Source organism: Streptomyces sp. NPDC087787, from assembly GCF_044743035.1.
Taxonomy (GTDB): Bacteria; Actinomycetota; Actinomycetes; order Streptomycetales; family Streptomycetaceae; genus Streptomyces.
Genome location: NZ_JBIUVQ010000002.1, coordinates 239,730 through 255,989 on the forward strand (window position 1 = coordinate 239,730; position 16,260 = coordinate 255,989).

General features: G+C 69.6%; 16 protein-coding genes and 1 pseudogene. 6 read left to right on the plus strand and 11 right to left on the minus strand.

Features of this window, described 5'->3' with window-relative positions:
• Window positions 1-45 precede the first annotated feature (45 nt).
• Together ACIOWN_RS05165 and ACIOWN_RS05170 are read right to left on the minus strand one after the other, a co-directional pair.
• Window positions 46-1,077, minus strand: coding sequence for an AAA family ATPase (locus ACIOWN_RS05165; RefSeq protein WP_362348309.1), 1,032 nt, complete (start codon window positions 1,075-1,077; stop codon window positions 46-48).
• Window positions 1,074-2,270 (minus strand): ATP-binding protein, encoded by a 1,197-nt coding sequence (locus ACIOWN_RS05170; RefSeq protein ID WP_326805526.1) that lies wholly within the window; start codon window positions 2,268-2,270, stop codon window positions 1,074-1,076. Before ACIOWN_RS05170 ends, ACIOWN_RS05165 begins: the two co-directional genes overlap by 4 nt.
• A gap of 160 nt (window positions 2,271-2,430) precedes the next feature.
• On the opposite strand from ACIOWN_RS05170, the gene ACIOWN_RS05175 reads away from it, so the two are divergent.
• Window positions 2,431-3,519, plus strand: a complete 1,089-nt coding sequence (locus ACIOWN_RS05175; RefSeq protein ID WP_362348307.1) for a MerR family transcriptional regulator — start codon at window positions 2,431-2,433, stop codon at window positions 3,517-3,519.
• Window positions 3,520-4,357: 838 nt separating this feature from the next.
• On the opposite strand, the gene ACIOWN_RS05180 is transcribed toward ACIOWN_RS05175, so the two are convergent.
• The 3 genes from ACIOWN_RS05180 to ACIOWN_RS05190 all read right to left on the minus strand — a co-directional run bounded on the left by ACIOWN_RS05180 (window position 4,358) and on the right by ACIOWN_RS05190 (window position 6,276).
• Entirely contained in the window at window positions 4,358-4,558 is a 201-nt protein-coding gene (locus tag ACIOWN_RS05180) for a hypothetical protein (RefSeq protein WP_401980490.1), read from the minus strand.
• A gap of 99 nt (window positions 4,559-4,657) precedes the next feature.
• Window positions 4,658-5,164 carry a hypothetical protein gene (locus ACIOWN_RS05185; RefSeq protein WP_362348305.1) on the minus strand — a complete coding sequence of 169 codons (507 nt, stop codon included), beginning with the start codon at window positions 5,162-5,164 and terminating at the stop codon, window positions 4,658-4,660.
• Between the two features lie 458 nt (window positions 5,165-5,622).
• Window positions 5,623-6,276 carry a hypothetical protein gene (locus ACIOWN_RS05190; protein ID WP_362348303.1) on the minus strand — a complete coding sequence of 218 codons (654 nt, stop codon included), beginning with the start codon at window positions 6,274-6,276 and terminating at the stop codon, window positions 5,623-5,625.
• A gap of 937 nt (window positions 6,277-7,213) precedes the next feature.
• Here ACIOWN_RS05190 and ACIOWN_RS05195 point away from each other — a divergent pair.
• The gene (locus ACIOWN_RS05195) at window positions 7,214-8,551 is read left to right on the plus strand and encodes a type ISP restriction/modification enzyme (RefSeq protein ID WP_401980646.1); all 1,338 of its coding nucleotides are present in this window, start codon (window positions 7,214-7,216) and stop codon (window positions 8,549-8,551) included.
• A gap of 7 nt (window positions 8,552-8,558) precedes the next feature.
• On the opposite strand, the gene ACIOWN_RS05200 is transcribed toward ACIOWN_RS05195, so the two are convergent.
• Both ACIOWN_RS05200 and ACIOWN_RS05205 read right to left on the minus strand, forming a co-directional pair.
• Complete coding sequence (locus ACIOWN_RS05200; protein WP_362348300.1) at window positions 8,559-8,966, minus strand: hypothetical protein; 408 nt, start codon at window positions 8,964-8,966, stop codon at window positions 8,559-8,561.
• 37 nt (window positions 8,967-9,003) lie between these two features.
• Window positions 9,004-9,336, minus strand: a complete 333-nt coding sequence (locus tag ACIOWN_RS05205; protein WP_362348298.1) for a deoxyxylulose-5-phosphate synthase — start codon at window positions 9,334-9,336, stop codon at window positions 9,004-9,006.
• Between the two features lie 71 nt (window positions 9,337-9,407).
• Here ACIOWN_RS05205 and ACIOWN_RS05210 point away from each other — a divergent pair, with 71 nt between their 5' ends.
• Complete coding sequence (locus ACIOWN_RS05210; protein ID WP_362348296.1) at window positions 9,408-10,082, plus strand: hypothetical protein; 675 nt, start codon at window positions 9,408-9,410, stop codon at window positions 10,080-10,082.
• Between the two features lie 446 nt (window positions 10,083-10,528).
• On the opposite strand, the gene ACIOWN_RS05215 is transcribed toward ACIOWN_RS05210, so the two are convergent.
• Window positions 10,529-11,212: an endonuclease I family protein gene (locus ACIOWN_RS05215; protein WP_401980495.1), complete on the minus strand. Its 684-nt coding sequence runs from the start codon at window positions 11,210-11,212 to the stop codon at window positions 10,529-10,531.
• Here ACIOWN_RS05215 and ACIOWN_RS05220 point away from each other — a divergent pair.
• Together ACIOWN_RS05220 and ACIOWN_RS05225 are read left to right on the plus strand one after the other, a co-directional pair.
• The gene (locus tag ACIOWN_RS05220; protein WP_362348294.1) at window positions 11,211-11,753 is read left to right on the plus strand and encodes a GNAT family protein; all 543 of its coding nucleotides are present in this window, start codon (window positions 11,211-11,213) and stop codon (window positions 11,751-11,753) included. The two genes, ACIOWN_RS05215 and ACIOWN_RS05220, sit on opposite strands and share 2 nt — an antisense overlap.
• A gap of 251 nt (window positions 11,754-12,004) precedes the next feature.
• Window positions 12,005-12,283 carry a hypothetical protein gene (locus tag ACIOWN_RS05225; RefSeq protein ID WP_362348292.1) on the plus strand — a complete coding sequence of 93 codons (279 nt, stop codon included), beginning with the start codon at window positions 12,005-12,007 and terminating at the stop codon, window positions 12,281-12,283.
• A 240-nt stretch (window positions 12,284-12,523) separates the two neighbouring features.
• On the opposite strand, the pseudogene ACIOWN_RS05230 reads toward ACIOWN_RS05225, so the two are convergent.
• Window positions 12,524-12,613: pseudogene (locus ACIOWN_RS05230) on the minus strand (M23 family peptidase); the annotation flags it as partial.
• Between the two features lie 36 nt (window positions 12,614-12,649).
• Window positions 12,650-13,114 carry an ATP-binding protein gene (locus ACIOWN_RS05235; RefSeq protein ID WP_401980498.1) on the minus strand — a complete coding sequence of 155 codons (465 nt, stop codon included), beginning with the start codon at window positions 13,112-13,114 and terminating at the stop codon, window positions 12,650-12,652.
• Window positions 13,115-13,586: 472 nt separating this feature from the next.
• Between ACIOWN_RS05235 and ACIOWN_RS05240 the strand changes: the two genes are divergently transcribed.
• Window positions 13,587-15,137, plus strand: coding sequence for an esterase (locus ACIOWN_RS05240; RefSeq protein ID WP_401980500.1), 1,551 nt, complete (start codon window positions 13,587-13,589; stop codon window positions 15,135-15,137).
• Between the two features lie 161 nt (window positions 15,138-15,298).
• Here the strand turns inward: ACIOWN_RS05240 and ACIOWN_RS05245 are convergent, their stop codons facing one another.
• The gene (locus ACIOWN_RS05245) at window positions 15,299-16,234 is read right to left on the minus strand and encodes a hypothetical protein (RefSeq protein WP_401980503.1); all 936 of its coding nucleotides are present in this window, start codon (window positions 16,232-16,234) and stop codon (window positions 15,299-15,301) included.
• Window positions 16,235-16,260 lie beyond the last annotated feature (26 nt).

Genomic DNA, 16,260 nt, shown 5'->3' on the forward strand with positions numbered 1-16,260 from the left:
CGCGGCCTCAGGCGTCTCTGTCTCCGCCGTTCACGCGCTGCCCACTTACCGGGCTCGGGCCAGAACCTCCTTCGCCAGCTCACGGAACTCCCGGTAGCAGGTCTGCACGTACTTCTGGGTGCTGCCGAGCGCGCCGTCGGCCGCTTTCAGGTCGAACATGGGTTTCCGCGCATCGTGCGCGAGCGGCGTGAGACTGCGGTAGTTGCGCAAGGTGGCGATGCGGTGCCGGTCGCCACCTTGCTCCGGCGCTCCCTCGCCCAGTACGGCCGCGGAGTAGACCCAGGGGATGCGCTGCAGCCACCGCTCGTACGCCTTCACGGGTCTGTCCAGCCTCATCTCCGGCTGCATGATCACGTAGCCGAGGGGGCGCATCTCCGCGCGCGGCGCGGAGAAACCGGCGGGAACCCTGGGCAGGACGAGTTGCTGCCAGTCCCTGCGCCAATCGCGCAGGGTGGGGCCGAGGTTGCTGAGCCCCTTGAGGGAGAAGAGGTCGGCGGCGAGCGGCATCAGCACATTGTCGGCCGCGATGAGCGCAGCCCTGTTGATCGCTCCGAGGTTGGGCCCCACGTCGATCAGGACGATGTCGGCGTCGATCCCGTCGGCCGCCTGCTCCACCACGCGGTGGAAGGCCGTGGTGGTGCGGATCGCCGCGATGTCACCGGCAAAGGTCTTGAACCACTCGTTGGACAGCTTGTCCTCGAAGCGGCTCAGATCAAGGCTTCCGGCCAATAGCCAGAGCCCCGGCTGGAGTTCGGCCGGCTCGATGGGGGCGACGTCTCCCGTGCCCTCCAGGATGGGCCGCACCGCGTCGGCGATCGTCTGCCCGTTGCGCACCCGGCCTGTGCCGGGCAGCGCGGAGGCGACAGCGCCCTGAGCGATCAACTCGGACTGGTTGTCCCACAGCTCCTCGATCTCGGTCTCGTCCAGGCACATCGAGGTGAGGTTCGCCTGGGGGTCGAGATCGACGGCCAGCACCGTCAGACCGAGCCTGCGGAACATGTGGGCCAGGTGGTAGGTCAAGGTCGTCTTTCCCACCCCGCCCTTGTTGTTGAAGAGCGCGATCGACGTCCGCTTCATGAGGCCCTCCGGAGGATGACGGCCCACGACGACGCGTCGACCTGGAATTCGGCGGGGGGATTCCCGTTGCGCGCGAGCGATGCCCGTACCCGTCCGATCCCCCGCCCGAACCGGTTCACATAGCCGAGCCCTTTCATCGCTGCGGCCAGGGATGGGTTGCGGTAGTCGTTCACCCGGTCGAAGTTGTCGTCCCGGACCTGACCGTAGGGTCCTCCGGGATTGGTCACCTCGATCCGGTCGTCGAACCAGGCGATGCGCACGGGGGCGTACGAGGTCTCGTAGTTGCGGTGCATCAAGGCGTTCATCGACACCTCCCGCAGCGCCTCCAGCGGATAGTCGGGCTGCGGAGTCTCCCGGAATCCCTCCTCCACCAGACGCGTACGAAGGTTGCTGCGCAGCAGCGGTTCGAGTCTGGCCGCCATGCCCACAAGGTTCTCGCGCAGTTCCTGGTCGTCGGTGACGGGCGCGTCGAGATCCACGCCCTGGTACCGGACGAACTGTACGTACGCCCCGGGGATCAGGCTGCCGGGGTCGAGCCCGACAGCGAGCAGTCCGAGGGCGGTCGGCCGACCGTCCGGGGTGGTGAGGTGCAGGGAGGAGAGCTGCTGGTGCACCGGGCGCCCGTTCTCCTCGATGACCTCGGGTCCGACCATGGACGGCAGGTAGTCGCTGCGGAAGAGTTCGAGGTCCAGGTCGTCGAGGGTCGCGCACGGCACGGGCCTGCTGTCGAAGGGACCGTCTCCGGCCCGCCGACGCTCGGTGAGGACTCGCTCGTCCTCACGCGTGGCCTTACGGGTGGTCGGACCGGGCCGCACCCACACGACTCCGTCGAAGCGCACGGGCAAGGCGGCGGATGCCTCCACGTGGATGTGCACCACGGGCTTGCCCCGGTAGGTCGCCGCCCGGACGGTGAAGGACGGCCGGTCCAGGATCCTGCCGTCGTCCCGGAGGTCGGTGAGGGCCAGCAGAGCCCGGTCGCTGACGTCCACGTCGTCGACCGGGGTCCCGTCGTCCGCGACGCCGATGAGGATGTCACCTCCGCCCGTGCCGACGAGATCGTTGGCCATCGCGCAGACGGCATTGCCGATGGCATCACCGCGCTTGCCTTCCCGCTTGGCGGTCCGCTTGAACTCGAGGGTCGGGGTCTCACGGGTCCCGAGGGCGTCGGCCAGATCTACGTCATGTGCGTTCACACAGAGTATTGTGCCGTTCGCCCGACGCCGAATGCCCTTCGGCGGCCTCGCACCTGCCGCACGCTCCTGCTCGGGCTCCGCGCCACCGTGTGATCGAGAACGAACCGGGGTTGACCCTCGACCTTGTGGAGGGCCCAGAGTTCCGGGTGTGGAGAACGACATGCGCAGCATCGGGGAGATGGCCCGGGACAGCGGACTGAGCGTGAGCGCGCTCCGGTTCTACGACCGGGCCGGTGTGCTGGTCCCCGCCTGGGTGGACCCGGTGAGCGGTTACCGCTGGTACGACCCCGAACAGTGCGACGAGGCCGGATTGCTGGCCCGCCTGCGCCGGGCCGGCATGCCGCTCGCCGACATCCGACTGGTGCTGGCCGGCTGGTCCAGCTCCGACACGGACCTGGTGCGCGGGCTGCTGGAGGCGCACCTGCGCCGTCTCGAACTGGGACTGTCCGATGCACGCGGCGAGTTCTCCACGCTCAGAGCACTACTCGATCACAGGGAGAACCCGATGTCTTCGCTCCGCACCGCCACCGTCCGGCTGTCCGTCCCCGCTCTGGAGCTGGCTGCCGCACTGGACGCGGTCCGTTTCGCCGCCAGTACCGACCCGGAACTGCCGATGCTCGGCGGGGTCCTGTTCGACATCGAGGGCGAAGTACTCCGTGTCGTGACCACCGACCGCTACCGGATGGCCGTCGCCCAGGCCCGCACCACCGGGCACGACGGCCCCCGCGCGCAGGCCATCGTGCCCCTCCCGCTCGTCGACGCGATGCGGGCGCTGCTGGACGGCGGGGAACCCGTCCACCTCGCCGTGGACGCCGGCCGTGTGACGTTGGAGGCCGGGGACCGCCAGACGGTCGGCCAGTGCCTCGACCACGACTTCCCCGACTACCGGCGCCTCGTCGACCTGCCCGCCGGGCGCCGGGCGGTCATCGACGTGGCCTCCCTCCGCAAGGCTCTGGAGACGGGCCCCGTCCGTCACGACAGGACGCGCGAGCAGGACGGCGTGTCCTACGACCTCAGCGTGCTCGCCGTGGCGAACGACGGCACGGTGACCGTCCGCGAGGACGGCGACGACGACCGGAACCACGTCGCCGTCAACCGCGAGTTCCTGCTGCACGCCCTCACCGCCGGCGCCAGGGACGAACTGCTCCTGGAGTTCGGCGCCCCCACGGCCCCCCTCGTGATCCGCCGCCCTGACGACGAGCACACATTCTCTCTGCTGATGCCGGTCCGCCTCGACGACCAGGAGTGAGGCCGGCCGTGGGCGGGTGTGCGGCGCGGAAGAACGCGCCGCTCACCCGCCGGGTACCGGACTGAGACAGGTACTCAGCTTGACGTTTAGCGTCGGTGAGCCCGACCGCCTTGGGGTCGCGGACGGGCGACGCCGGGCCGTCGCCTCCCCGCCCCGGCACTCCTGCCGCTTCGGGGCGCACGGGTGTGGCACAGCAACTCCGGTACGCGCCCTGCCATTTCGAGCATGACTGCCCCATACTCCCCAGCAAGAGGGGTTTGCCCCGTGCCATGTCCGGGGCCCGTGGGCTGGGGGGCACCATGGCTGACGCACGCCTTCAGTGGCTTCAGGACGCCGTGTCCGTGTTCGGCGCGGAAATGCAAACGGGCTCTCGCCGGGCCCGGCGACCGTGAGGCGGCGATCCGCGGCCCTCTGGACCAGTTGTTGCGCACCATGGCCGCGAAGCACGCCATACCCGAGGTCAATTGGGTCCCGAGACCCGTATCCCGCACCTCGGAGTCCGACCCGACTACGCCGTACGCGTCGACAGGAACGTCACTGGCTACATCGAGTTGAAGCGGCCCGGGGTGGGAGGAACATCCCGCGCTGGACGAGCTCTTTCCGTGGGGCAGCCCCGGCGTCAGCACGCAGTCCTCCAGGGGTGTCCAGGACACCTTGCGGTTCCGTGCCTCGGCGCCTATATGGACGCGTCGCTCACCGCCGACCGTCTCTCAGCGCACCTGAGGCAGTAGCCGTGGCGGCCGATGAGGTGCTGAGCGATTGGGACCTCGGAGGCAAAGATCCAGTCGATGTCGTCGGCGTCCTCGGCGAGTTCGTCTTCGGTCCGGCGCCAGGTGCGCTAGTCGCCCGTGCTGAGCTGGAAGCGCAGTCGACGCCGACTGTCGGGCAGGTGCCCGTCCACCGCGTCACCGGGCCCGGTACCGAGGTCCCGTGTCCTCACCTGTCCGCTCAGCTTCCGCTGATTGAGAAGGCGTTGCACGCCCTGCTTGATGAAGGGGTGGTCGGCACTCGACTCGTAGACAATTCCAGGGAAAGGCATGTCGATTGACGAACCATCGGCCGGGTCGAGGCACGGACGCCCAACGCACGACTCCCTGCGGTGGCGAGGCCGACGATCCGGCCCCGCCATCGCTCCGCGTCAGCGGCTGCCGCGGTAGTAGGTGACGTCCCAGTGCGAGCCCTCGCGGGCGTAGATGTTCCCCGACGGCGCCTTGTACTGCTTCGCGCGGTCACTGCGCTCGCCCACGTAGCGGAACGTGCGGGTGATGTACGAGTTCACGCACGACGTCAGCTTGACGTCGACCTTGTAGCCGTTCCAGTGGCTGTACGTACCGGAGGCGTGCCCCTTCTCCGTGCCGGCGGTGAGCGTCACCGCGCACTTGCTCGCCTTCTTGAAGTCGATCACCCCATCGACGGTGCTCTTGTTGATCTGCTCGAAGGAGGTGCACCTGCTGTTGTCCCGGTTGCTGCACCCGCCCGACGAGACCCACGTGACACCCGCCCGCTTCAGCTGCTGCTCGGCGGCCGCCTGCGAGTACTTCGCGGGTGCGGCGGTAGCGGCGGGTACGGTCGCCGCCAGCAAGCCTCCGACGAGCAGTGCGGCCGAAGTGGCGAGTGCGGCGGGACGGGCCGTATATGACCTCATGAGCAGTGGCTCCTTTCCTGAGCGCTTCAGTTACGCCTGAGTCACTGCCCGGCGGGCATTTCCGGCATTCCCCCGCAAGGGGGCGCGTAGTGGCACTCCGGCGCGCCGTGATCCCCACCGCGCGCGGCCCTCAGGAGACCTGCGCGCCCCGTGCGCCTCCTGGTCGGCCTGCACGCGCGGCTGGTCACCAGAATTTAACCTTCACCGCCGCCAACTCCATGGGTGCCGAACTCAGTTCGGCGAGAAAATCGGCGGTGTTCACCCGGAGAGCCTGCCGTTCCAGCTTCGAGGGGTGTCGGTTGTGCCCGTCGTCGCACGGTGGACCGCGGAGCTTGCCGTGAGCAAGTCAGATCACAGGGCGACCTGTGGAGTCTTCGTTGGACAGGGGCAGAAAAGAGGGCGCGCCCGGAGTACGAAGTGGGTCGAGTCTCCGAGGCGGGCGCTGGAGCCCGCCGGTGTCAGCAACTCTCGCCGAACTTGACGGCCCCGATCGTCACCGGCTGTCCGTCGAGCTTCTCCCCGGCCGCCGGGTCGGTCGAGCAGACCCTCCAGTTCGACTCGATGAGCACCATCCGGTCCTGGCCGGACACGTCGTCGACCGTGATGCTGGTGGAGCTGTCGAGCGCTTGGCGGGCGACCTTGACGGCCTTCCCCACGAAGTTCGGCATGGTGGAGCCGGCCTTCTCGGGCTCGGCCTGGTCACCACCCGCGGGACAGCTTTCCTCAAGCTTGACGGTACTGAAGTCGACCTTCATGTCCGTCGAGTGCGAGCCGGGCGCGGGGGTCTGGGCGCAGACCTTCCAGCCCCGGTCGAGGATCTGGTTGCGGCCCCGGCCGAGCGCATCGTGCGACGTCAGGTGGTAGAAGCCGGCGGCCTGCGCCTCGTCCTGGGCGCTCTGCAGCCCCTTGCCGACCATGCCCGGCAGGGCCGCGGTGGACTCGGTGTCGGCCGGGGGTTCCTCGGTCGCCTCGCCAGTGCCGGTGACCGGCGCCTTGGGAGTCGGCGGGGCGGTGGACGCGGCGTCGCCCGCACCGGTGTCGGCGGTCGGGCCGCAGGCGGTGAGCGCGGCGAGCAGCAGCACCGTGGCTGCGGAGATGCGGGTGATGCGCATGGTGAACCCCCAGGGACGTCGCAAGATGAGAGTGGCCCGTCGTGCGGACACGGGCACGGCCCGTTGCCCACCGGTCAAGCCCGGCAAGGTGCCCCACCGGTGGCGAATCGGATATCGCTCGGCGGTAACTGCCGACCCGGTATGCGGTTTGTGCACTGAGTTCACAACTCCACGCTGGACACGCTGGAGTACGAGCAGGCGCTGGACGTCGTGGTCGACATCCTGCGGGACCGGGCGCGTGCGGGTGCGGCGCCGCTGTAATGGTGGTCCTCGACACCAACGTCCTGCTCAGAGCGGACGTGGAGGTCGCAGCAAAAAGCGTGGAGCTCGACCGGAGGTAACCGGAACAGCGGCCCGACCTCCTGGCTGACCAACGCCGTCGGGGCGGCCGCTCTTACGCCGCTCGTCCTGGTTGCCGACGGCAGGACCGGGACACAACGGCGCTCGGAGCGCTCGACCCTGCACTGGGCGCTCGAGTGACCCGGCTGCCCTCCTGGAGAGTGTCCCCCCGGCCGCGAATGCGGCTATGGAGCAGGTTCAGAACCTTGCGGGCGTTCAAGCCGGTGCATCAGCTTCCCTACGTGCTCTGCCATTTGGTCAAAGACTGCCTCATACTGCGCATCAGGAGGGGACGGCTCCGTGTCACACCCGGAGCCCGAGGTCTGGGGGGACCGTGGCCGACGCATGCCTTCAGTGGTTGCAGGACGCCGTGTCCGTGTACGGCGCGGAATGCAAACGGAGCCTGGCGGGGCCCGGTGACCGCGAGGCGGCCATCCGAAGCCCCTTGGAGCAACTGTTCCGCACGATGGCCCAGCCGTTGTCCATCTGCGTCTTCGTGCGGCGCGCTGACCACGACTCCGGCAGGTCGGCGCGCATCCGTTACCGGGCTCTGCACGGCAAGCGGGCGGAGAAGTTCGTGCAGCTCCGGGCGGTGCGTATGGATGATGACGGCTGGCGGGAGACACATGGGGAGGGGGTACGGCCGTTCACGCCCGCCACCTTGTCGGGGTGGGAGGAGTATCCGGCGCTGGAGGTGCTTTTCCCGTGGGGCAGCTTGGGCATCACGACGAACAGGTCCTGGGTGAGCTCTCCCTCGGAGAAATCACTTCTCCAGCGATGGGCTCGACTCGTGGGAGAGCAAGACGTGGAGGCCAAGGCTCGGTTGTTCAAAGAGACCCGTGATCGCCGGCTCGACTCGCGAGCGGCTTGCCTTCCTGGGTTTCCACACCCCAACCGAACCATCGACGAGGAGCCCCATAGCCACCCACGACGCCTGCGCATCGCCCTACGAAGCTTCGATCGCCAGTGGCTCATCGCGGACAATCGAGTACTCGACTTTCCGCGGCCCGATCTGTGGGCGTCATTGCAGCCAGGGCAGGTGTTCCTCAACCAGCAAAGCAGCCACGAGATCAGCAGCGGTCCGGCGCTGATGGCAACTGCCTTGCTGCCGGACACACACCACTTCAACGGCCGGGGCGGAAGGATACACCCCGTTCTCCACCCGGACGGCACCGCCAACGTACCCACCGGCCTGCTCCGGCACCTGGCGGGCGTTCTCGGACTGGACGAGGTGACGGCGCACGACCTCGCCGCCTACGCCGTGGCCGTCGCCGGGCACAGCGCCTTCACCGAGCACTTCGCTGAGGAACTGCTCACCCCGGGCGTCCGGTTGCCCCTCACCCGTGATCCGCACCTGTGGAGCGAGGCGGTCCGCGTAGGTCAGGAATTCCTGTGGGCGGCAACCTACGGCGAGAGCGGCGTGCCGCCCGACGCCTCGGCATCCGAGCAGGACGGTGCCGGCTTCTCCCCGGGGGATCCGCGACAGGTGCGGTACATGACGCCGATCGGCTCCGCCGTGCCCGACGCGCTGACGTACGACGAGGAGAACAACACCCTCCACGTGGGGCCGGGCACCTTCACGGGAGTCCCGCCCGGCGTCTGGGCCTACGAAGTCGGCGGCATGCGCGTCGTGAAGAAGTGGTTCGGCTACCGCAAGGCCTCCCCCACCAGCCGGAAGACCAGCCCGCTGGACGACACCCACGTCACGTCCTGGCCGAGCGAGTGGACCAAGGAGCTGATCGACCTGTTGTCCGCCCTGCGGAGGCTGGTCGACCTCGCCCCGGCGCAGCAGGCCGTCACCACGAAGATCCTGAACTCACCGGTCGTCACCACCGTCGACCTCACCTCAGCCGGCGTTCTCCCACCGCAGCCCAGAGCAAGCCGCGCCCGGCGGCGCGTCGTCCTGGACTTCGACGGACCGGAGCAGCAGGCATGAACCGCCGCTACTCGCCGCCGGCACCTCGTACGTGGGCCTCGGCTTGATCCAAGCTCCAGGCTCCCTCCGCCAGCCGCTGCAGGGCGTAACCGGTGGCGTGGGGTGCCGTACCACGCGCCACGGTGTCCGCGAAGGAGGCCACGGCGCTCAGCCGAGCTGACAGTTCGTCGCACTCCGCCGTGCGCAACGCCGCCGCTCCAGCCGTGGTGAGTCTGAGCGTGCCGTGGTCGCCGTCCTGCTGCTCCACCAGCCCGGCCCACAGCAGCGCGGGCAGGGCGTCGCGGACCTCGTCCGTGTCGAGGTCCCGGGCCACGTAGGACTCCGGCGCCGCTTCGGGAGCCGGGAGGTCGCAGAGGTCGAGTTCCCGCAACAGGCGTTGCTGGAGCGGCGGCAGTTGGCCAGTGGGAACGAGCATGGTTTCAGTATGGCCCGCAACGCATGTCCCGCTGGAGTCACGGCACCTCGGGTCGTACGAGCGCCTTGGTGGCCGGCTCGCCGCTGCGCCGAGCGTATGCCATCCGCTCACGGACCTCGCGGAGGCTGCGCGGGCGATATCCGGGCCCGTCGCAGCAGCTCTTGTGGAAGCGGACGCCCGCGTGGAGCAGGACGGACAGGGTCCGCCAGGCCGCGGTGTCCCGGCGCCGGGGCGGCGCGAAGGCGGATCCGACGTGGATCATCGGCTCCGCGCAGCGCGGGCAGAGCCGCTGCGGGCTGTCCCTGCCGTACGGCTTCTTGTACGAAGCCCGGCACGGCAGGCAGACGTAGGAAGTCATCGCGTGGCCCATGTCGCCAGAGTAGGCTCCCGGCTTCGCCGAATTCGACGGGATTTCGGACTCGGACCATCAGGAGCGCCGCGATGCCCATACTGCCCACCGGGACTCCCCTCCCCGACCGCGAGGAGGTGCTCGGTCAGGCGATCCCGTTCGACCGGGCTCGCTGGGTGCCCCTGCTGCCCGATCCCACCTGGTGGCCCGCGGAACTCGACAACTGCCCGACGGTGGCCGGCCGGCCCCGAGTGGACCGCTCCACCGTCTTCGGCATAGCCCGTCGTTCGGACACCGCCGAAGGCCGACGGCACCTCCTGACCGCCGCCCTGGTCTGGGGCACCGGGACCAGAGCCCGGTCGGTCGCCCGGCACGCCCGCGTCTTCGGGGAGTCCTCGGCAGAGGACATCGACGGACGCCTGAAAACCGCTCTCGCCACCCTCCGGGAGCAAGGAGCCGTCGCAGCGTACTTCGCCTTCAACAACGGCCAGCGGATCAAGTACCTCGGACCGGCGTTCTTCACCAAAGTGCTGTACTTCGCCGGCCACGAGCGACCCGTCGGGCCGTGGCGGCCGCTGATCCTGGACAGTGTCGTCGCACGCGCGCTGCGGTCCGCGGACGCCGACGTGAAGTGGCCGGGTGGCGGCTGGACGGCGCCGCGGTACGAGCGGTACCTGTCCCTCGCCCACGACCACGCAGACCGGGCGGGTGTCCTGCCGGACCAGGTCGAGGCCGCGCTGTTCCGACACGGCAAACGACTGCGGTGAAGCACCACGCGTCCCCGCGTCCGGCCGGGCACTCTTCCGCAGCCCTTCGAGTGCCGTCACCGGCTTCTCTTCCGGCGCGGCGCCCCCTGTTGTCGAGCCCCCACACGCGGTCGATTTCGGCGTAACCCGGCGACTTCGACTTGGATTTCCTCTTCTTCCCCGACTGGTTCGCGTTCGCCACGGGCCGAGTCGGCGTGAGGGAGAGCCGTGGTGGCATGACGCGCGGTGGGACCGTGTACGCGGCGAAGGCCCGTTCGGTCTCGACGGCGGCCCAGCGCCGGATGCGGGGCAAGACACCCGCGTACGGGACGCCGAGTCGGGGACAGTACCCGGGCCAGGTACGGAAGCGGTATCGCGGTGCGGGTGGGCATCGGCGTCGGCGCCGTGTTCGGCGCCGTCCCGTGGTGCCGGGCGCGGTGTCGCCGGGCACCACGGGAACCGGACCGCTACCAGATCGCCTCGACCCACTCCGGGTGGTCGATGAACGGGTTCCGGTTGTGCTGGTAGGAGGTGTGGATGACGTCGTTGCGGCGCTTCTCGATCGCGCTCGGCGGGTCCTGCTCGTGCCACTGCTTCAGGACCGAGAGACGGCCGTGGTACGGAGCGCTGCCGTTGGTGACGGAGTCGTTGGGCTCCAGGTCGGGCCAGCCGTCCGTGCCCTCGTAGCGGACCGCCATGTAGAGGATCATGCGGGCCACGTCGCCCTTGACCGCGTCGCGGGGTTCGAAGGAGTCGGAGTCGGTCCGGCTGCCGCCGCTGTCGGTGAACGAGCTGCCACCGTTGTCGAAGTCCTTGTTGTCGCGGATCGAGTTGACCCGGACGTCCTCGGGGCGCAGGTGGTGCAGGTCGGTGCCGGGACCGGTGGATGTCCCGAAGTCACCGTGGGACTTGGCCCACACGTGCTCGCGGTTCCAGTCGCCCGTGTTGCCGCCGTTGAGGGACTTGCTGCGGGAGATGCCCGAGTACAGCAGGATCACGTTGTTGCTGGCAGCGGTTTCTGCCACGGCCGGGGTCGCGCGGGGAGCTGTGATCTCCGCGTCGCGGAGAGTCCCGATCGCCGATGGCGAGCAGAGGTGTCCGCCGTTTATTGAATTGCCGCCGGCCGGCCCGGTCGGATAGGAAGCTCGCATGCTGAGGGGAAGCAAGGTCGGGCTCAGGGCCCGGCACGAGGACGACATCCCGATCCTGCAGACCGAGCTCCACGACGACGTGGTCAACACCTCGCGGGCCGACGGCCGGCCGTGGCGGCCGATCACACCCGGCTCGAAGGACTCGCCGTTCGCGGTGGACGACAAGGAACAGCGGCACGTCCCTTTCTCCGTGGTGGAGCTGGACGGCGGCACGCTGGTCGGCGCCGCATCGCTGTGGGGCATCGACAACCACCACCGGTCCGCGCACATCGGGCTGGGGCTGCTGCCGTCCTCACGCGGCAAGGGCTACGGCACCGACGTGGTCGCGGTGCTGTGCCACTACGGTTTCGTCGTGCGAGGCCTGCGGCGGCTGCAGATCGAGACGCTGTCGGACAACGCCGCGATGCTGCGCTCCGCCGAGCGCAACGGCTTCGTCCGCGAGGGCGTGCTGCGCTCCTCGGCCTGGGTGATGGGCGAGTTCCTGGACGAGGTGCTACTCGGGCTCCTCGTCCAGGACTGGAAGCCGGACTCGAAGGGCTAGGCTGCCGCCCGACGGTCGACGGCGGACGATAGGAACCAGTTCGTAGAGCGATCGACAGAGGGCCCACGTCCGCCGTCGGCCCTCTGCGCCTTTTCACCGGTTTTCTCACCTCTCGATGGATTTCCCGCCGGAAGGACACCGCGTTCGTGCTCGCATCCGTTGCCACAGGATGGCTGTGGCTGATGGCCGCAGCGGCCTTTGTGATCCATTCCTACGCCATGGCGAGGTGGATCCCTCTCCGGAAATTTTGGATGACGTACCCCTTCATCATGGCCGGATGCGGGGTCGGCGCGGTCCTGTTCGGCCAGTGGCGGGGTTTCTCCCTGGCCGCCATGGTGACCGGGTACACGTTCGCGCTCATCGGGCTGACGATCGGGATGTTCCCGACCCGCAAGCGGTTCACGGTGTGGGCCCATGAGATCGAGCACGGAGTGCGACGCGAGAAATACGACTACCCGGCCTCGCACCTCGTTTTCTGCGCGGTCTCCGTCGTCGCCCTGCTCGTCGTCGCACTCGCCCTGACGCGGTGACACGGCCGCGGTGACGGCTGCACCTCGATCCGCAGGCCGTGCGGCAGGAGCAGCAGTGACAGCCGGAAGTCGCGGCCCGAAAGGCTGCCGTGGCGGATCGCGTTGGAGGCCGGCTCGGCCGTGACGAGGGCGACGGTCCGCGCGGGTTCGGCGGCGTGCGGGAGGCCGGTCCACGGCAAACCGGTGGCCCGGTCGCTCACGCGGGGAGCGGCCGGGCCCGGCATGTTCAGCGGTGCCGCGTCAGCAGTTCGGGATCACGGTGCCGTTGTTGTCACGCGCTTCGTCGTTGCCCCAGCGCGACAGGTAGTACGCGGAGACGTACGCCCCACGCCAAGAAGGCCATCCCGCAAGCGCGTTCTGAAACGATCAGTGAGGAGAGACCTCGGCCCAGACGGTTTTGATGTACGCGTCGTGGGCGGTGCAGCCCCAGCGGTCCGCGTACGCCTCGACGAGCAGGAGGCCGCGGCCCGACGTCGCGTCGGCGGGCGGAGGCGGGGCGGCGGGGTGTGGAGGCAGGCGCTCGGGGCGGGTGTCCGTCACCTCGATCCGCAGGCCGTGCGGCAGGAGGATCAGCGTCAGCCGGAAGTCGCGGCCGGGAACGCTGCCGTGGCGGATCGCGTTGGAGGCCAGCTCGGCCGTGACGAGGGCGACGGTCCGGGCGGGTTCGGCGTCGTGCGGGAGGCCGGTCCACTCGGTGAGCTGCTGGACGGCGAGGCGCCGGGCCAGCCGGGCGCCCCGTCTGGTGCCGCTGAAGCGCAGGGTCAGTTGGTGGGTGGCGGGGGTGCGGGACCGCTCCGGCTGCGCCTCGTCGGTGATCTGATGCTGTGTCACGGAGTCAGCGTGGACGGGTGAGGGTGAGGCTGACCAGGTACGTCGGCCGTACGCCGGGCCTGTCGTACGGCCGGGGCGGTTCGCTGGTGCCCTTGTTGTACGGGGGCTTGTACGGGTGCTGTACGGGCCGTACGTCGTGTCCTCGTTCCTGCGGGTCGCGTTGGACATGACCCTGATGGCGTGCGGATGACGAGCGCAGCCGTGAGTGTGGGCGGGGCGGCGACTCAGGGGGCTGGAGGGGCGTGGGTGAAGGCGACACGGGGCACGCGGGCTGCCCTCGTCCCGGGTGCCCGACTCGAAACGATCCTCTTCGGCGAAGAGGTGATCTTCTCCAACAAAAGAGACATGCCTCCTGTACAACCCTTCCTCCCCATGCGGTGTCAAACACGGCACCGGACATGGGACCCGGACCTGTCCGGACACCCCCCGCGCCCCCGAGCCAGCCGGTCGTATCTGAGCCAAGGAGCCGCTCATGCGTATGCACCGCTCGGCCGCCGTCGCGGCGACCTCGTTTCTCCTCGTGACGGGCGCGGTCATCGCGACCGCTCCGAGCGCCTACGCCGGAACACCCGGCGGAACCCACGCCAACGACCGCAACACCGACTTCAACGGCGACGGATACGACGACGTGCTCATCGGCGCCCCCGGGGCGAAGGTCGGCGGGCACAAGGGCGCCGGCATGGTCACCGTGCAGTACGGCGGCCCCAAGGGCATCGGCACGACCAGAGGCAAGGCCTTCAGCCAGAACTCCGCGGGCGTTCCCGGCGCCGCCGAGACCGGTGACAACTTCGGCAAGTCGCTGGCCACCGGCGACCTCGACGGCGACGGCTACGACGACGCGATCATCGGCATCCCCGGCGAGGACCTCGGCGCCGTCGCCGACGCGGGCGGCGCGGTCGTCCTGTGGGGCACGCCGAAGGGCCTCACCGGATCGGTCAGCAACTGGCTGCAGTCCGACGACCTCACCAAGGGCGGCAGGTTCGGCGCCGCGCTCGCCGCGGCCCGCTTCGACGACACCACTCCGGGCGACTCCCTCGCCGTCATGGACTCGGTCGGGCTGACGATCTACACCTTCGAGCCCGCCCCCCAGGCCGCCGCCAAGGGCGGGGACGCGCAGGCGCGGCGGCCGGTGCAGAAGTCGCGCACCACGCTCACCTCGCCCTCGCGGAAGACGCTCGGCAAGGCCTCCGCCGCCGACGCGCCGGGCATCCGGCCCAAGGCGATGACCACGGGCGACTACGACAACAACGGCTTCGCCGACCTGGTCGTCTCCGGCACCAGCGTGGGCAACGAGCCGGGCTACGGCTGGTCGTACATCCTGCCCGGCACCGCGTCGAACGAAGAGCCGCTGCCGATCACCGCGGTGCGCGGCGGCCCGGTCGTCGCGTCCGGCGACATCAACCGCGACGGCTACGACGACCTGGTCACCGGCGAGCCGCACAGCCCGGACGACGGCGGCGAGAACATGACCGGCGGCATGGTCGGCGTCTACTACGGCAGTGCGGACGGCCCCGCCGGCCGCGAGGGGTCGGGTACCCCTCCCGTGTGGTGGACCCAGAACTCGGCGGGCGTGCCGGGCGTGAACGAGCGGGGCGACGGCTTCGGCACCGACCTCTCCGTCGGCGACAGCAACGGCGACGGATACGCGGACGTGGCGATCGGTGTCGCGGGCGAGGACATCGGCACCGTCGCCGACGCGGGCGCCGTCACGGTCCTGCGTGGCTCGGCCAAGGGCCTGACGTCCACCGGCGCACTGTCCGTGAACCAGGGCACCAAGAACGTCCCGGGCGCCGTCGAGAAGGGCGACAAGTTCGGCGGCCAGGTCTCCTTCACCGACCCGAACCGCGACGGACGCTTCGGCCTGCTCGTCTCGGCACCCGGTGAGAACACGAACGACGGCTACGTCTGGGTGTTCTCCGCGGGCAAGTCGGGCCTGACCACCTCCGGCTCCTGGACCTACAGCCTGAGCGCGTTCGGCGGCCTGCGGACGGACGCGCTGTACGGGGCGGCGATCGACGACTAGGCGGTACAGCCGTCGTGGAGCGACGACACCGCGTGCCCCGGCCGCGAGGCCGGGGCACGCGGTGTCTCGTCACGAGCGATGTCGCCCTCCGCGCGCAGGGCGTGGCCGATCCACCGCATCCACCTGCTTCACGCCCCGGACGAGCGGGGTGTTGGAAAGGCTCACGCCTCTATGCACAGCCAGGTGTCGCCCGTGCGGAGCCAGAGGATTCCGTCGCGACCCTGGCCGCAGCGCAGGACGACGCGTCCGGGTACGTCGAGCCTTCGGCGGTCGGTCACCGTCCAGGTGGCGCCGTCAAGCTCGGCGCGGGTGAGTTCGACGGTCCGCCGGTTGTGGTCGCGGCGGGTCAGCACGGCCCGGTTGTCGCGGACCGCGAAGCCGTCCGGATCGGGGACGGGGCTGGGGTAGCTGATCACTTCGCCGGTGGACGGGGTGATCCGGGTCAGGAAGGTGCCAGGTCCACCGCCGGCGTACCAGACCAGCCACACCCGGTCGCCCTCCGTCGCTGCCGTGCAGCCTTCCAACGGGTAGGCGGGCAGCCGATCCCCCGGGGCCCACGTCGCACGTCCTTCGGTGTCCCAGGCCGCGAGACCGGCGCCGGACTCGGGATGACCGCCGTAGATGCCTTCGTCCCCGTAGGCCGTCCAGATCCCTCCGTGGCGGTCGGTGATCAGAGCGGGGATGTCGTCGCCGATGCAGAACTCTCTCTCGGGTGTCCCCGATGCGGAGAACACCACGGCGTTGGGTGTCCAGGGGCCGTCGGTCTCGCTACGAAACGTACGGCCGCTCACCAGCAGGAACCGGGAGTCGGGGAGCAGGGCCAGGTGGCTGGGCCGGACTTGGACGTCCTCCACCATGAGGCGCCGCTCCCCCTGCCCTGTGATGGTGACCAGCTCGCCCGTGAACGGACCCCTCAGCCGCCATCCGGGCCATCCCTTCATGTAGGGGATGCGCTCCAGGTAGCGCCGGTGGACGAGCATGACCGCGAGTTCCCCGGCCGGCCCGGCACTCCACCACAGAGCCTGGTGTCCTCGGGCGGCATCGGCAGCGGGCAGGCTCCACGCTTCCTGCACAGCGATGTCGGAGTGGTCATTCATTCGCTGACGTTTCATCAGGAACGTTC

What these genes read in the sequence shown, in the direction of transcription:
- ACIOWN_RS05190 (WP_362348303.1), bottom strand. Translation starts at nt 6,276, where the DNA reads ATGCGCATCACCCGCATCTCCGCAGCCACGGTGCTGCTGCTCGCCGCG.
- ACIOWN_RS05180 (WP_401980490.1), bottom strand. Translation starts at nt 4,558, where the DNA reads ATGCCTTTCCCTGGAATTGTCTACGAGTCGAGTGCCGACCACCCCTTC.
- ACIOWN_RS05205 (WP_362348298.1), bottom strand. Translation starts at nt 9,336, where the DNA reads ATGGGCCACGCGATGACTTCCTACGTCTGCCTGCCGTGCCGGGCTTCG.
- ACIOWN_RS05210 (WP_362348296.1), top strand. Translation starts at nt 9,408, where the DNA reads ATGCCCATACTGCCCACCGGGACTCCCCTCCCCGACCGCGAGGAGGTG.
- ACIOWN_RS05220 (WP_362348294.1), top strand. Translation starts at nt 11,211, where the DNA reads ATGCTGAGGGGAAGCAAGGTCGGGCTCAGGGCCCGGCACGAGGACGAC.
- ACIOWN_RS05165 (WP_362348309.1), bottom strand. Translation starts at nt 1,077, where the DNA reads ATGAAGCGGACGTCGATCGCGCTCTTCAACAACAAGGGCGGGGTGGGA.
- ACIOWN_RS05175 (WP_362348307.1), top strand. Translation starts at nt 2,431, where the DNA reads ATGCGCAGCATCGGGGAGATGGCCCGGGACAGCGGACTGAGCGTGAGC.
- ACIOWN_RS05200 (WP_362348300.1), bottom strand. Translation starts at nt 8,966, where the DNA reads ATGCTCGTTCCCACTGGCCAACTGCCGCCGCTCCAGCAACGCCTGTTG.
- ACIOWN_RS05185 (WP_362348305.1), bottom strand. Translation starts at nt 5,164, where the DNA reads ATGAGGTCATATACGGCCCGTCCCGCCGCACTCGCCACTTCGGCCGCA.
- ACIOWN_RS05195 (WP_401980646.1), top strand. Translation starts at nt 7,214, where the DNA reads ATGGATGATGACGGCTGGCGGGAGACACATGGGGAGGGGGTACGGCCG.
- ACIOWN_RS05240 (WP_401980500.1), top strand. Translation starts at nt 13,587, where the DNA reads ATGCGTATGCACCGCTCGGCCGCCGTCGCGGCGACCTCGTTTCTCCTC.
- ACIOWN_RS05225 (WP_362348292.1), top strand. Translation starts at nt 12,005, where the DNA reads ATGACGTACCCCTTCATCATGGCCGGATGCGGGGTCGGCGCGGTCCTG.
- ACIOWN_RS05215 (WP_401980495.1), bottom strand. Translation starts at nt 11,212, where the DNA reads ATGCGAGCTTCCTATCCGACCGGGCCGGCCGGCGGCAATTCAATAAAC.
- ACIOWN_RS05245 (WP_401980503.1), bottom strand. Translation starts at nt 16,234, where the DNA reads ATGAATGACCACTCCGACATCGCTGTGCAGGAAGCGTGGAGCCTGCCC.